This window comes from Shivajiella indica (genome assembly GCF_042683085.1).
Classification (GTDB): Bacteria; Bacteroidota; Bacteroidia; order Cytophagales; family Cyclobacteriaceae; genus Shivajiella; species Shivajiella indica.
In genome coordinates this window covers 420,015-434,358 of record NZ_JBHUIV010000025.1, presented here as the reverse complement: position 1 = coordinate 434,358, position 14,344 = coordinate 420,015, and the positions used below count along the sequence as shown (strand labels likewise).

10 protein-coding genes are annotated in these 14,344 nt (G+C 38.0%); 4 read left to right on the top strand and 6 right to left on the bottom strand.

Going from position 1 to position 14,344, the window contains the following annotated elements:
- Nucleotides 1–13: 13 nt before the first annotated feature.
- Nucleotides 14–1,264 carry an aminotransferase class I/II-fold pyridoxal phosphate-dependent enzyme gene (locus ACFSKV_RS18220; protein WP_380806076.1) on the bottom strand — a complete coding sequence of 417 codons (1,251 nt, stop codon included), beginning with the start codon at nt 1,262–1,264 and terminating at the stop codon, nt 14–16.
- 186 nt (nt 1,265–1,450) lie between these two features.
- Between ACFSKV_RS18220 and accC the strand changes: the two genes are divergently transcribed.
- The 3 genes from accC to ACFSKV_RS18205 are packed head-to-tail and all read left to right on the top strand — an operon-like array spanning nt 1,451 to nt 4,826.
- Nucleotides 1,451–2,953 (top strand): acetyl-CoA carboxylase biotin carboxylase subunit, encoded by a 1,503-nt coding sequence (accC, locus tag ACFSKV_RS18215; RefSeq protein ID WP_380806074.1) that lies wholly within the window; start codon nt 1,451–1,453, stop codon nt 2,951–2,953.
- A complete protein-coding gene (locus tag ACFSKV_RS18210; protein WP_380806072.1) occupies nt 2,953–4,254 on the top strand; it encodes a DUF1015 domain-containing protein in 1,302 nt (433 codons plus the stop codon). Before accC ends, ACFSKV_RS18210 begins: the two co-directional genes overlap by 1 nt.
- Nucleotides 4,251–4,826, top strand: coding sequence for a Maf family nucleotide pyrophosphatase (locus ACFSKV_RS18205; RefSeq protein ID WP_380806069.1), 576 nt, complete (start codon nt 4,251–4,253; stop codon nt 4,824–4,826). Before ACFSKV_RS18210 ends, ACFSKV_RS18205 begins: the two co-directional genes overlap by 4 nt.
- A 180-nt stretch (nt 4,827–5,006) precedes the next feature.
- Here the strand turns inward: ACFSKV_RS18205 and ACFSKV_RS18200 are convergent, their stop codons facing one another.
- Genes ACFSKV_RS18200 through sdaAB form a run of 3 tightly spaced genes read right to left on the bottom strand, consistent with a single transcriptional unit; the run spans nt 5,007 to nt 8,351 of the window.
- Nucleotides 5,007–6,311, bottom strand: a complete 1,305-nt coding sequence (locus ACFSKV_RS18200) for an efflux RND transporter periplasmic adaptor subunit (protein WP_380806067.1) — start codon at nt 6,309–6,311, stop codon at nt 5,007–5,009.
- A 15-nt stretch (nt 6,312–6,326) separates the two neighbouring features.
- A complete protein-coding gene (locus ACFSKV_RS18195) occupies nt 6,327–7,673 on the bottom strand; it encodes a TolC family protein (RefSeq protein ID WP_380806064.1) in 1,347 nt (448 codons plus the stop codon).
- Nucleotides 7,674–8,351 carry an L-serine ammonia-lyase, iron-sulfur-dependent subunit beta gene (sdaAB, locus tag ACFSKV_RS18190; RefSeq protein ID WP_380806061.1) on the bottom strand — a complete coding sequence of 226 codons (678 nt, stop codon included), beginning with the start codon at nt 8,349–8,351 and terminating at the stop codon, nt 7,674–7,676. It lies immediately after the preceding gene.
- Nucleotides 8,352–8,516: 165 nt separating this feature from the next.
- Between sdaAB and ACFSKV_RS18185 the strand changes: the two genes are divergently transcribed.
- On the top strand, nt 8,517–9,338 hold the full coding sequence (locus tag ACFSKV_RS18185; protein ID WP_380806058.1) for an aminotransferase class IV: 822 nt from the start codon (nt 8,517–8,519) through the stop codon (nt 9,336–9,338).
- 54 nt (nt 9,339–9,392) lie between these two features.
- Here ACFSKV_RS18185 and ACFSKV_RS18180 read toward each other — a convergent pair whose 3' ends face one another.
- Nucleotides 9,393–11,534: a glycoside hydrolase family 97 protein gene (locus ACFSKV_RS18180; protein ID WP_380806055.1), complete on the bottom strand. Its 2,142-nt coding sequence runs from the start codon at nt 11,532–11,534 to the stop codon at nt 9,393–9,395.
- Nucleotides 11,531–14,242: a cation-translocating P-type ATPase gene (locus ACFSKV_RS18175; RefSeq protein WP_380806053.1), complete on the bottom strand. Its 2,712-nt coding sequence runs from the start codon at nt 14,240–14,242 to the stop codon at nt 11,531–11,533. The genes ACFSKV_RS18180 and ACFSKV_RS18175 overlap by 4 nt, the downstream gene beginning before the upstream one ends.
- Nucleotides 14,243–14,344: the final 102 nt, after the last annotated feature.

Below are 14,344 nucleotides of genomic sequence, written 5' to 3'. Positions count from 1 at the left end.
TTTTTTCGCTGTTTTATTCACCAAAAGACTTTGCCAACTCAGTAGATCTGTAATATCCGCTGGTTAATTTTTCCTTAATTGCCTCAAAAGCAGTTATTGTTTCGGCTACATCTTCCAAAGTATGGACAGCTGTTGGGATCAATCTCAGGATAATCATTCCTTTTGGAACCACAGGATAAATTACTACAGAACAGAAAATATTATAGTTTTCTCTTAAGTCCTTACTCAAGGTCGCAGCTTCACCAACTGTACCGTTCAATACCACAGGGGTAACCGGAGAGTTGGATTTTCCAGTGCTGAAACCTTTTTCCTGCAATCCTGATTTTAAGGCATTGACTATTTTCCATAGATTATCTTTAAGCTCAGGTTTGGATCTTAGCAAATCTAATCTTTTTAATGCCCCTTCAACCAGAAGCATAGGCAAAGACTTTGCAAAGATTTGAGACCTCATATTGTATTTAAGGTAAAGAATCACTTTAGCATCACCTGCAATAAAAGCACCGATTGAAGCCATAGATTTTGCGAAAGTTGAGAAATAAAGATCTATTTGATCCTGTACTCCCTGTTCTTCACCTGTTCCTGCTCCGGTTTTACCCATTGTGCCGAATCCATGAGCATCATCTACCAATAACCTGAATTGGTACTTTTCTTTTAGTTTGACAATCTCAGCAAGTTTTCCCTGATCCCCAGTCATCCCGAAAACACCCTCTGTAATCACCAAAACGCCACCTCCTGTTTCTTCGGCCAGTTTGGTTGCCCTTTGAAGTTGTTTTTCGCAATTCTCGATATCGTTATGTGGAAAAACGTACCTTTTTCCTAAATGCATCCTCAAGGCATCAATGATACATGCATGGCACTCACTGTCATAAACTACCACATCTTTTCTATCAAGAAGAGCATCTATGGCTGACATGATTCCCTGATAGCCATAATTCAGAAGATAGGCACTTTGTTTACCCACAAACTCAGCCAATTCCCTCTCCAATTGTTCATGAAGGTCAGTTTGTCCTGACATCATTCTTGCTCCCATCGGATAGGCTGCCCCCCATTTTGCAGCTGCATCAGCATCTGCTTTTCTTACTTCTGGATGGTTGGCAAGACCAAGGTAATTGTTAAGGCTCCAGGTAAGCACCTCTTTGCCTTTGAATTTCATTCTAGGAGCGATATCTCCTTCCAATTTTGGAAACATGAAATAACCCTCTGAAAGATCAGAATGCTTGCCCAAAGGGCCAAGATTGGTATTTAATTTTTCGAATAAGTCCAATGTCTTAAATCGTTTAGTTTGAATTTTTTAGGTTTTCAGGGATATTCCTGAAAAAACGGCTAAAAGTAATATAATTTGTCCACCCTTGCAAAAATCAGACCCCAATTCAGATTTTCTTTCAGTTCCTCATTTAAATTTCTTTATTTCGTATGAAAATGTTCTTTTTAGAAGATATAAACCCTGAATATGCGGAAAATAAATAAACTTTTGGTGGCTAACAGAGGCGAAATCAGTCTTAGGATTATGCGTACCGCCAAGGAGATGGGAATTAAAACAGTGGCTGTGTACAGTGAAGCCGATAGAAATTCGCCCCATGTCAAATTTGCCGATGAGGCTGTTTGTCTGGGACCTCCTCCTTCCAACCAATCTTACTTATTGGCAGATAAAATAATTGAAGCCTGTCTTGAATTAGGTGTAGATGCAATTCATCCAGGATACGGTTTTTTATCTGAAAATGCCACATTTGCCAAAAAAGTGACTGATGCAGGAATCATATTTGTGGGACCATCACCTGAATCCATAGAGGTGATGGGCAGTAAATTGGCCGCAAAGAATGCTGTGGCCAAATACGGAATACCCATGGTACCTGGAACAGATGAGGCCATTGTTGATATTCCTGCTGCAAAGATTAAAGCAGAGGAAATTGGATATCCCATTTTGATCAAGGCAAGTGCTGGTGGTGGAGGTAAGGGGATGAGGATAGTGAAATATGAGGCAGAGTTTGAAGAACAGATGCACAGGGCAATCTCTGAAGCGGAATCATCTTTTGGAGATGGGTCAGTTTTTATTGAAAAGTATATTACCTCACCACGTCATATTGAAATCCAGGTCTTGGGTGATACTCATGGCAATATAGTCTATTTATTTGAGCGTGAATGTTCGGTGCAGAGACGCCATCAAAAGGTAATTGAAGAAGCTCCATCTGCGGTGGTTTCGCCTGAGATGAGAAAAGCCATGGGAGAGGCTGCGGTGAAAGTGGCCAAAGCATGCAATTATTTTGGTGCCGGTACGGTGGAATTTATCGTAGATGACCGTCTCAATTTCTATTTTTTGGAAATGAACACCCGTCTGCAGGTAGAACATCCTGTGACTGAAATGATCACTGGAAAAGATTTAGTCAAGGAACAATTATTAATAGCAGAAGGACACCCACTTTCATTTGCACAGGGTGACCTTTCTATTCAAGGCCATGCTATTGAAATCAGAGTTTATGCGGAGGATCCAAAAAACAATTTCCTACCAGATATAGGCAACCTAATCACTTATGTCCCCCCAAAAGGTCCAGGAATTAGGGTTGACGATGGTTTTGAACAGGGTATGGATATTCCGATTTATTATGATCCTATGATTGCCAAATTAATTACCCATGATGAAAACAGGGAAAAGGCCATACAGAGGATGATAAGGGCAATTGATGATTATCAAATAACAGGAATCGAAACAACATTGGGCTTCTGTAAATTTGTTCTTCAACATGAATCTTTTGTAAGCGGTGATTTTGATACCAAATTTGTTGAAAAATATTTCAGTCCTGATAAATTGACAATACATTGGGAAGAAGAAGAATTGAAGCTTTTGGCAGGATTGGCGGTGGAAATTTTTGATAGGCAAAACTCCGGATTAAAGAGGGTTTCGGGTCAGAATGGGATTTCGAACCCTAGAACCAACTGGAAAAACAGATTGATTTAATGGCTGAAATATTACCTATAAAAGCTTGGAGGTACCATGAGAGATTTGCAGGCAATATTGAGGAGCTGACTTCACCTTTGTTTGATGTGGTATCTTCTAAACAAAGGGAAGCTTTATACGCCAATCCATACAACAGTATCCATTTGTCAGTACCTTTAGGTGAAAACCCTTCCCAACAAGCCCAATTTTTATTGGAAAAATGGAAGAAGGAAGAAGTAATTGTTCAGGATAAGATTCCAGGGATTTATGTGTATTACCAATATTTCAAATTCCCAGGTCAGGAGGAGGAATCCTGTAGAAAGGGTTTTATTGCCCAAATTAGAGCATACGATTGGGATGAAAAGGTGGTACTCAGGCATGAAAATACCATAGCCAAATCTGTGAACGACAGAACTGACCTGCTATATGCAACACGGTTTCAGCCCAGTCCTACGCACGGGCTTTATGAAGACCCCTTGTTTTTATTGGAGCCATATATGGATGTTGCTATAGAAAACCCCATTTATGACTTGGAGGATTATCAAGGTGTGAGAGAAGTGTTGGCTGTAATACATGATGTACCTACCATCCGTAAATTTTTGGAGGTTTTGTCAGATAAACAAATCATTTTGGCAGATGGACATCACCGCTTTGAGGGGGCCATTGCAGTTAAAAAAAAGATGGAAAAGGATAATCCGGAACATTCTGGAAAGGATGGATATAATTTCCATATGATGTATTTTACCAATGCTCTTTCCAAAAACCTTAGGATTCTTCCAACCCATAGGATTTTTTACAATATAAGATGGTCTGAAAAAGAGATTTTGGAAAAACTTCAAGGTTTTTTCTTTGTTAAAAAATTGAATGATGTTGAAGAAATTTCAGAGCTTATTTTACAAAAGCAATGGGCATTTGGTCTGATTTTCAATACAAATGCATATAAAATAAGATTGCTTCCGGAGAAAATAAAAGAACTGGAATTAGATATTCCAGATGTACTTAAATCAGTAGATTTGGTGATTCTTCATTATTTTTTCATTGATAAAGTTTTGGAAATCCCAATGGTTAAACAACGATTTTCGGACAAAATAGAGTATGAAAGAAGTATGCACCGATGCCTTTCCAAAGTAAATAATGGAGAAGCCTCATTTGCCATAATCACAAAGGATATTTCTATGAAACAAGTCTTGGATGTTTGTAAAAGTGGCTATACCCTTCCCCAAAAATCTACCTATTTTTATCCCAAAACTTTGTCCGGATTGATTTTTGGTTCGATTAAAGATTCTGAATTTAAATTTCCATATGAAGCCTTTCAGCCATGATTGATCTAGGAGGTAAAAAATTGATTCTTGCTTCTAAATCCCCAAGAAGGTTTGAGCTTCTAAAAGGCTTGGGCCTGGATTTTGAAGTCAGAACAAAAGAGACGGAAGAAAATTATCCCAGCAATCTTCCATTAAGTGATGTGGCAGGTTACTTATCTGAGTTAAAAGCAAAGGCATTTCAAGATGAAATGAAAGAAGATGAAATCATCTTGACTTCTGACACGGTAGTGATCCACAATGATGAATTTCTTGGAAAACCTTTGGATAAGAATGTGGCAAAAGAAATGCTCAGGAAACTATCTGGAAATGATCATTTGGTAATCACTGGTATTAGTTTTTTGTCAAAGGAAAAATGTATCACTAAACAGGACTTCACCAAGGTATATTTTAAAGAATTGAGCGATCAGGAAATTGATTATTACATTGACCAATATCAACCTTTTGATAAGGCGGGGGCATATGGTATTCAGGAATGGATAGGGTATGTAGGAGTTCAAAAAATTGAAGGATCTTATTTTACTGTGATGGGATTACCAGTCCATTTGGTTTATGAAGTTTTAACTCAATGGTGAAAAAACGGATTTTTTTTGCGACAAAATAAGGATATCACAAATTCTATTTTCAAACCCATAACAAAACAATCCAAGGTATTAAAATCATTTCCAAGTTGTTTTTGAAGGTTTTATTTCATACCTAAATAAAAAAGAGCCAATTTTTATCAAAATGGCTCTTTTTAGGTTTAACTAAGTAACTTATTCTTTCTTTTCTTCAGGCTTGGTAATTTTTACGGCATCATTGTCTTTTAATTGCCGGCTTACTATAAAGTAAGGTCCTGAAATGACCTCTGTTCCTTCGCTAACACCCTCCAGGATTTCAATATTGTCAAAATCGGATATACCTGTTTTAATTTCGACCATCTTTGCCCTGCCGTTTTCAACAATAAAAATCAGTTCTTTGGATTTGGTGGAGCCATCAGTTTCTTCAGTAACCTGATCTTCTCTAGTAGTAACTGATGCTAATGGAACAGACAGTACATTGTCTTTTTTCTGAGTAATGATATCTACACTAGCTGTCATGCCGGGTCGGAACGGATATTTGTTTCTTTCAGAAATCAGATCGGCATAAGATTCATTGAGGATTCTGATTTTTACTTCAAATTCTGTAACAGCATCAGGGCTGGCTTTGGTGTTTGCAGAATTTGCAATTGAGGTCACAATTCCTTTAAATTTTTTACCTGAGGAAGAATAGGAATCAACATCTATAATGGTGGTATCTCCCATACTGATTCTAATGATATCGTTTTCATTCACATTGACCCTTACTTCCATTCTCGAAAGATCAGCTAACCTGAGCATTTCAGTACCTGCCATCTGTTGGGTTCCTACAACCCTTTCCCCTTTTTCAACCAAGAGTTTGGAAACTATGCCCGTTACAGGGGAATAAACATTTGTCAATCTCAGATTTTCTGCAGCTTCGCTGACAGTGGCCTGGGAGCTTTTTACAATAAACTCAGCTGCCAAAACCGATTGTTTTGCTGCTTCTAAATCATTTTGGGCTGTTAAAAAGTTAGCCTGAATCTGCTCCCAATCTGAATCTGAAATCACCTTGTCTTTGTACAGTTTTTCGTTTCTCTTATATTCCAGTTCGGCCCTGATAAACTGGGCTTCTGCTCTTTTTAAATTGGCTTTTGATTGAGACAGATTAGCTTGATTTTGATTCAGATTGGCTCTGGATCTATCAAGCGCAGAAATAAAGTTGTCAGGTCTGATTTTTACGAGCAAATCACCGATTTTTACCGAGTCACCTTCTATAACATTAAGTTCGATAATTTCCCCTGCCACGTCCGGGCTTAGCTTTACTTCAATTTCGGGTTCAATAACTCCTGAGGCACTGACTTTCTCGGTAATTGAAACCTTTTTTGCAGTGGAGGATTCAACTGCCAGTTCTTTTTCTCCACCAATCCATCCAGCGGATCTTCCGATAATAGCGAAAAGGATAATAGCTCCCAATACTCCTAAAAGTATATAAATCAGCTTGTTTGATTTTTTTACAGCCATTTTAATATGGTTAAATTATAATTTAAGTGGATTGCCTAAGTAAAAATCCAGAACTTTTACTCTGAATATATATGTGTATTTTGAAGTGACTAAATCGGCCTGCGAATTAAAGAAATTATTTTGTGCCAATTGATAATCTGCAAAATTAATTGCCCCAGCGTCAAAACGTTGTTTTGCTATACGAAAAGCTTCTTCCAATGAAGCCACCCTGATTAAAGAGGCCTGATAAGATTGTTGAGCTGCATAGGCATTTGTATAAGCCGTTTCAATATCCTGCCGTAACTGGTTTCTGGTTTCCACTTCCTGTATTTCGCTCAGTCTTTTCTGAAGTTTTGCTCTTTGATAATTTGAGCGATTTCTCATATTGGATAAAATAGGAATGTTCATTTGGAAGTTACCTGTATAAGAAAAATTGTTACTCATTTGGGTTCTAAAATCCGGTCTTTCTCCCATGAAATATTGGTCAATATAGTTTGAGAATGCATTTCCAGAAAAGCTCAATGTTGGCAAGTACCCCCCTCTCGCAATTTTAACTCCATATTCTGCACTTTCTACTGCTACCTCAGCTGATTTAATTTCAGGCATAAATTCTAAGGCTATCGCAAAAATCTCATCTACCTCCTTCTGTGATAAACCATAATCTTCAGGAGACAATTCAGGGGTTACAACATCAAAATCATTATCGAAAGGAATTTGCATGGACTGAGCAAGGTTCAGTTTTGCGATTCTCAGATTATTTTCTGCATTGATGACTTCCAACTCGTTGGTTGCATTTTGAGCCTGGATATCCAGTTTATTTGCCAATGGTAAAGATCCTGCATCCACCAGCTTAGAAGTAACTACCAATTGCTCTTTGGTTGTTGCAAGTTGGTTTTGAGCAATTTTTAGCTGTTCTTTTGCAAATACCACATTGATAAAAAAGTTTATGGTATTTAAGGTTATGGTGTTCTGTGTTGCAGCGACGGTATATATATTGGATTGAATGTCGAGCTTACTTTGCTCTATGGAATTGGTAATCTGCCTTCCTGCAAATAATGTCAAACTTGTTCCTCCAAACCAGTTAATGTTTCCAATTCTATTGTTTTCAAATAGGTTGGTTACGGGGTTGATGGAACGGCCCCATCTGTATCCGGAACTTAATCCTGTATTTAAAGTTGGGATTCTTTGTCCTTGATTTCCGACAAGATTTGCTTCAGAAATACCTAGATTTACTTGACTCCTTTGTAGTGTGAGGTTATTTTCCAGTGCAATATTGATGCAGGTTTCCAAATCAAGCTTGGATTTATCATAGGTCTGTGCCTTTATATCGAAATTTAAAAAGCTTAAAAGAGTAAATGCAAACAGGTAAATTATCTTCTTCATTTATTTATCTATTTCAGGTATATAAATAAGTTCTTTAATCCATGCCATAGTTTTTAAGTATTCAATGGTTGTTTTTCTTATTCCGCTATCCATTTCAATGACATGGCATGCGATATCGTTTTTCCCCTTTCTTGAAACAGACATGGTCGCAATATTTGTTTTTTCCTGGGCGATTATAGATGAAATAAATGCAATCGCTCCGGAAATATCATCAGCTTTTATGATAAGTGTATAGGATTGGGCCGAGAAATTGGCATTAAAACCATCAATAGAGGCAATATTTATTATGCCACCTCCAAGACTTTCACCGATTACTTCAACTTCCTTTCCTTCTTTTTTTAAGTTTAATTTAATGGTATTTGGATGGTAAATAGAAGCATTCCCAATGGATTTAAATGAATATTGAAGGCCATTTTCTTTGGCTATATCGAAGGATTCTTTTATTTTCGGATCATCTGTTTTGAAATCCAACAGTCCTCCAATGATAGCCTTATCGCTTCCATGACCTTCATAGGTCCTTGCAAAAGAGTTGTAAAAGGTGATCACCACGTTTTCCGGCATTCCACCTAGGACCCGAATCGCTGCTCTGGCTATTCTAACAACACCTGCAGTATGGGAGGAGGAGGGACCTATCATCACTGGTCCTATCATATCAAATACACTGCTTTTTGCTCCCATTCGGTATTAACTTTCAATTAGCATGCTAAAGTAATAACATTTTCGTTTATGCGGTAAATTTTTAACATTATAGTATATTTTAAGGTGCCATTAAATAATGATTTAACTATTTTTAGAAAAAAATAGGAATAAAAGTGCACGGAGTGCACGTTATCGGGCAGTAGTATGAACGGTTTTGGTACAACTTTTTTATTCAAACAAAAAAACGGGGAATGGTCAACCCAACCTTTGGCTTGGCACAATAGAGGGTTTCTCTTTGGGGATGGGTTATTTGAAACTATGGTTTTCCAATCCAATAAAATCCGTTTTTCAGATGATCACCAATTGAGAGTATTGGATGGCATAGCTAATTTGAGTTTGGATAGGGAAGAGTTGTCTTCCATACAGCAAATTGAAAAAACAGTAAACCACTTTTTTCCGAATTCAAAGGCACTTAGGATAAGGTGGAATATTTTCCGGGCCGGATATGGGCGATATTCTCCTCCTGAAAATTCAACACATGAAACGTTACAAATAGAATCTTTCATCAAGTCTGATGGATTAAAAATCAATGCATTTGTTAGTGATAAGATAAGGATTCCGGAATTACCTTGGAGTAATTGTAAAACATTAAATTCATTGACCTATGTTCTGGCAAATCAAGAAAGGATTGACAAAAAAATGGATGAAGTGATTTTACTTAACTCAAAGGGTCTGGTTTCGGAAGCGGGTTCATCCAATATTTTTTGGATTAAAAACGGGGTCTATTATACCCCTTCCTTGACATGTAGTTGTATTTCAGGTATTGGCAGAAAGCAGATCATCCGTAAATTAGAGACGGAAGGAAAAGAAATAGTTGAAGGGGAATTTTATCCAATCGAATTGGTTAAGGCAGACAAGATTTTCACGAGTAATGCAATTGGGGTTAGTTACATTCAATTCCTCAATAATTGGGAGTTCGACATAGAACCTGATCCAATTATTGATGAGATTTTTCAAATGAATTAACAGAATAAGGACTCATACTATAATTTTTGAAATTAATAATGAGTCTTTAAAATTTTAGAGCTTTTTAATCCCTTTAACCTCTTCTTTACCTGCTTCTTTAATGCTGATTGCATATCCTCCACCAGGAGCGGTTAGCTGAGAAAGTTTGGATTTTTTGGTAACTACCACTTTCCTGATAGCATAAGCCTGGGGATTGTTCCGATAATGTGCATCCTTGGCATCTGCGTAAATTGTGGCTATATAAGTTTTGTCAGGATCCAGGAAATCAAAATTAATAGTTGATGTCCTTATAGGTATGCCGTTTACATTCCCTACGAACCAATTGTTACTTCCCTTTTCTTTCCTTGCAATGGTGATATAATATCCTGGTTCTGCTTCCAAGTACCTACTTTCTTCCCAATCAATGCCCACATCTTTGATAAACTGGAAGGCATCCGGAAACTTTTCATAATTTTCAGGAAGGTCAGCAGCCATCTGTAAGGGGCTGTACATGGTCACGTAAAGTGCCAATTGGTTGGCAATAGTGCTGTTGACCCAGGAATCATTTTCCGGGTTAAGTTTGCTGATGTCCATTTCAAAAATTCCCGGAGTATAATCCATAGGGCCGCCTATCAATCTTGTAAAAGGCAGAACTGTGACGTGATTTGGTTTGTTTCCTCCAAAGGCCTGATATTCAGTCCCTCTTGCTGATTCATTAGCGATGAGATTGGGCCAGGTTCTTGCAATTCCGGTGGGTCTTACCGCTTCGTGCGCATTGACCATAATTTTATAATCTGCTGCTTTTTCAAGGGCATATTGATAGTGATTGACAATCCATTGGCTGTAATGGTTTTCTCCTCTGGGTAAAATATTTCCTACATAACCGCTTTTTACAGCATTATATCCATTGTCTTTCATAAATTGGTAAGCCTGATCCAAATGTCTCTCATAATTCCTGACTGAAGAAGATGTTTCATGGTGCATAACCATTTCCACTCCTTTACTATTTGCATAATCCCTGATTCCATTTAAGTCAAAATCAGGATACGGTGTCAAAAAATCGAAAACATAATCCTTGGAATTTCCAAACCAATCTTCCCAACCTATATTCCACCCTTCTACTAAAAGTCCATCAAAATCATGTTTAGAAGCAAAATCGATGTATTTTTTTACATTTTCTGTGGTTGCCCCATGCTTCCCATTCGGCTTTGCCATGGAGAAATCTGTTTTACCTAAAGTGACTGCTGCAAAGTCATCGGTATAGTGCCAAGAGCTTTTCCCAGTAATCATTTCCCACCAAACGCCCATGTACTTCATGGGCTTGATCCATGAAGTATCTTCAATTTTAGAAGGCTCATTAAGATTATAAGTTAATCTTGAGGCAAGGATTTCCCTTGCATCATCACTGACAATCACTGTTCTCCAAGGAGTGTGAAAGGGAGTTTGAAGGTAACCTTTATCCCCATTGACATCCGGAGTAAGCCATGATTGGAAAATAAAGTTTTTGTCATCCAGATTCAGATGCATGGTGGCATAATCGATGAGGGCGGCTTCATGAAGGTTGATATACAAGCCATCAGCAGATTTGAGCATTAGAGAAGTCTGTACACCAGTAGGAGAAAATGGTTTTTGCGAAAGATTGGCTGTAACTGCTTTTTCCATCAATCCCCTGATTTCTGAAAGTTTGGATTCGGTATAGTCATATTCTTGGGTGTCGTAATCCCCGGCAATCCAAAATGCGGTGTGATCTCCTGACATAGCAAACTGGGTCAATTCTTCCTTTACTACAAAATGAGCCAAATTTGTCTGTAAAGGAAATTCATACCTAAATCCTAAACCATCATCAAATAAACGAAAACGGATGACCACCCGACGGTCTGTTGAAACTTGGTTTAGCGATACCGACATTTCGTGGTAATGATTTCTAATTTGAGATTCTTCGCCCCAAACAGGTGTCCATATTTCATCAAATTCTTGGTGATTTACCTCCAGAATTTCAAAGCCATCCGAAAATGAAGGATTGTTTTTCAATTCCAATCCCAGTTTACTGGGTAAAATAACAGGTTTTCCTTTATAGGATAACATATAGGTGGGCACACCTTGGTTCAATTCAAACTCCATTTGAAGTAATCCATTCGGGGATTTTATTGTTTTTCCCCAAGTAAGAATGGGGATGAAAAGAAAAATAAGAATCGGTAAAATCCGTTTATGTATCATAAGTGTGGCTTTTGATTATTGTAAAATATTTTGAAAATTTCCATAACTATAATTATCGGAAGAGCCAATGTCAGAATTGTTCCCCATTCTCTTAACGTGATCGGATGTATTCTTAATAATTCTTGCATAAATGGAATGTGCATACTCACAACATGGACCCCTTGAGCCGCGAATACTAATATAATCAACCAATAATTTTTAATCAAAGGGATCCTAAATGTGGATTTTCTTTCTGATCTACAGTTGAAAATATGGAAGTTTTGCAGGAAGACCATGAGTAACAGGACAAGGTTACGGGCATATTGTTCTTCCATCCCCAGATGGCTGACCAGGTAATACCAGTATCCAAATGCAATTGCTCCGATTACAAAACCGGAGACTAGGATCTGCTTGCTCATGATTTGGTTGAAAATACCTTCACTGGGTTTTCTAGGCTTTCTCTGCATGGTTTCGGGTTCACCCGCTTCAAATGCTAGTGCTTTGTCCTGTATACCATTGGTCACCAGATTGAGCCAAAGGAGTTGGACGGCCAATAAGGGTAAAGGCAAACCTGAAATGATGGCCATGATGAACATAAAGACTTCTGCAGCACCTGTTGAAACCAATAGATAGATTACTTTTCTTACATTGTCATATGCAAACCTTCCTTCCTCAACGCCTGATACTATTGAAGAAAAATTATCATCAACGACTATCATTGATCCTACCTCTTTGGCTACATCTGTTCCGGAACCCATAGCAACGCCAATATTGGCCCTTTTGAGAGCAGGGGCATCATTGACACCATCTCCGGTTACCGCTACAAATTCTCCGGACTTGATAAGCGAATCTACTATTTCGAATTTTTGCTGGGGAGAGACTCTGGCAAATACCGAGGTCATAGAAACAATTTCATTAAACCTCTGCTCATCTGAACTACCCGATTGAATAAGCATTTTCCCAGTTACTATAGGCGTATTGTCTGATTGAATGCTTAATTCTCTAGCAATATTGGCGGCTGTAGAAGGATGGTCTCCGGTAATCATGATTACCTTGATTCCTGCATTTTTGCACTTTTGAACAGCCAATTTAGCTTCTGCTCTAAGCGGATCAATGAAACAAATTAGACCGATAAATTGAAGAACAGGAATCCTTTTTTCCAAATCACTTTCTGAGCTAGAAAAATGAGATGCTATACCTTCTGCAAATGCCAGAACTCTATATCCATTAGCAGCAAGTTCATCTGCTTGCCGGAGAATTTTCTCTTTGGTGTTTATTGAATTATTAGGGAAAGTACAGAAATCCAAAACTGTTTCAACAGCACCTTTTAGACCACAATGAATTTCCGCCGCTCTTTTGTAAAAGGCAGCAGCGTATTTTTTCTCTGACTCATAAGGGATTTTACCTATCAATCTGATAGTGTTTCTTACATTTGAAGGAGAAATACCTGCTTTATACCCCAATCCGAGCAAGGCTACATCCATTGCATCTCCGTGGTGGTCCCATTGCCCGTTTTTTTCGTAAAGACCAGCTTCATTGGCAAGGATGGAAACTTCTATAATTCTTTTTAGTTCTTGAAGTTTATCCGGATCGTTCAATGCTAATTTTCTGTCTTCCCCGAAGATTTCTCCTTCTCCATTGTAGCCCTCTCCTGTGATATTGAAAGATTGTCCATTTGGTAAAAAGATTTTCTTCACAGTCTGTTGGTTAACTGTAAGCGTTCCGGTTTTATCACTCGCAATTACAGTACAGCTTCCCAAACTTTCAACTGAGGTAAGTTTCCTTACGATAACATTTCTTTTGGCCATTCTCTTCGTAGCCACTGCCAGTGCTACCGTAAGCGAAACAGGTAAACCTTCCGGAATAGCTGACACAGCTAATGCGACTACAAAAAAGAAAATACCCGCTATGTCCATACCTTGCCAGTGGAGTAAAAGTCCGAGAATAAAACTGAGCACAATGATGACATAGGCTATTTTTTTGGTAAACTTTGCCATCCTATGGATCAAAGGTGGTTTTGCGGATACCCCTTCTGAAACATTCTGTGCAATTTTACCTACTTCTGTGTCCAATGCGGTACTCACAACAATCCCCATTCCTCTACCAGACATGACCGTAGACCCTGCATGAGCAATATTTTTACGGTCAGCTACTACAGTTTCTTTTTTCAGGGCATCGGAGTTTTTAAATACTGACTGTGATTCTCCGGTAAGAAAGCTTTCGTCTATTTCAAGCCCTTGGGCATCAATAATCCTAAGGTCTGCAGGCACCTTATTGCCTGATTCCAAATACACAAGATCGCCTGGGACCAATTCTTCTGAATCCAATTGTAGTTCAGATCCATCCCGCTTAACCTTTGACTTGATCCTTAAAAGTTTCTGTAAGCTAGCTGCGCTTTTTTCAGCATTAAATTCTTGATAAGTTCCAATAAATGTATTGATCAGGATTACTAAAAAAATGAAAATTGCATCTTCACCTTCGCCAATAAGTATGGAAGCAATAGCAGCTGCAATTAGAATAAAAATAAGAGGGTTGATTAACTGGCTTAAAACAATCCTCCAAATTCTGACTTTGTGTTTTTCAGGAAGCTTATTAGGACCAAATCTTGCTAGTCTTTCCTTTACTTCTGTAAATTTAAGGCCATTATTGGATGTTTGGAGGATGTCAAATACTTCTTCATTCCCAATGGAATGCCATTTTTTGTCCGATATTGAAGATTTTTCAATCATTTCTTTATCTGGTTTTATTGAATCAACAATAACTTTATTGAAATCAATATTTAATTTCCTCCCTTAAATACAACTTTTTTGTGAGATAATTGCTGGCTTAAT

Bases quoted from the DNA above. Each gene is read 5' to 3' on its own strand.
- accC (WP_380806074.1), top strand. From the start codon at position 1,451: ATGCGGAAAATAAATAAACTTTTGGTGGCTAACAGAGGCGAAATCAGT.
- ACFSKV_RS18210 (WP_380806072.1), top strand. From the start codon at position 2,953: ATGGCTGAAATATTACCTATAAAAGCTTGGAGGTACCATGAGAGATTT.
- ACFSKV_RS18205 (WP_380806069.1), top strand. From the start codon at position 4,251: ATGATTGATCTAGGAGGTAAAAAATTGATTCTTGCTTCTAAATCCCCA.
- ACFSKV_RS18200 (WP_380806067.1), bottom strand. From the start codon at position 6,311: ATGGCTGTAAAAAAATCAAACAAGCTGATTTATATACTTTTAGGAGTA.
- ACFSKV_RS18195 (WP_380806064.1), bottom strand. From the start codon at position 7,673: ATGAAGAAGATAATTTACCTGTTTGCATTTACTCTTTTAAGCTTTTTA.
- sdaAB (WP_380806061.1), bottom strand. From the start codon at position 8,351: ATGGGAGCAAAAAGCAGTGTATTTGATATGATAGGACCAGTGATGATA.
- ACFSKV_RS18185 (WP_380806058.1), top strand. From the start codon at position 8,517: ATGAACGGTTTTGGTACAACTTTTTTATTCAAACAAAAAAACGGGGAA.
- ACFSKV_RS18180 (WP_380806055.1), bottom strand. From the start codon at position 11,534: ATGATACATAAACGGATTTTACCGATTCTTATTTTTCTTTTCATCCCC.
- ACFSKV_RS18175 (WP_380806053.1), bottom strand. From the start codon at position 14,242: ATGATTGAAAAATCTTCAATATCGGACAAAAAATGGCATTCCATTGGG.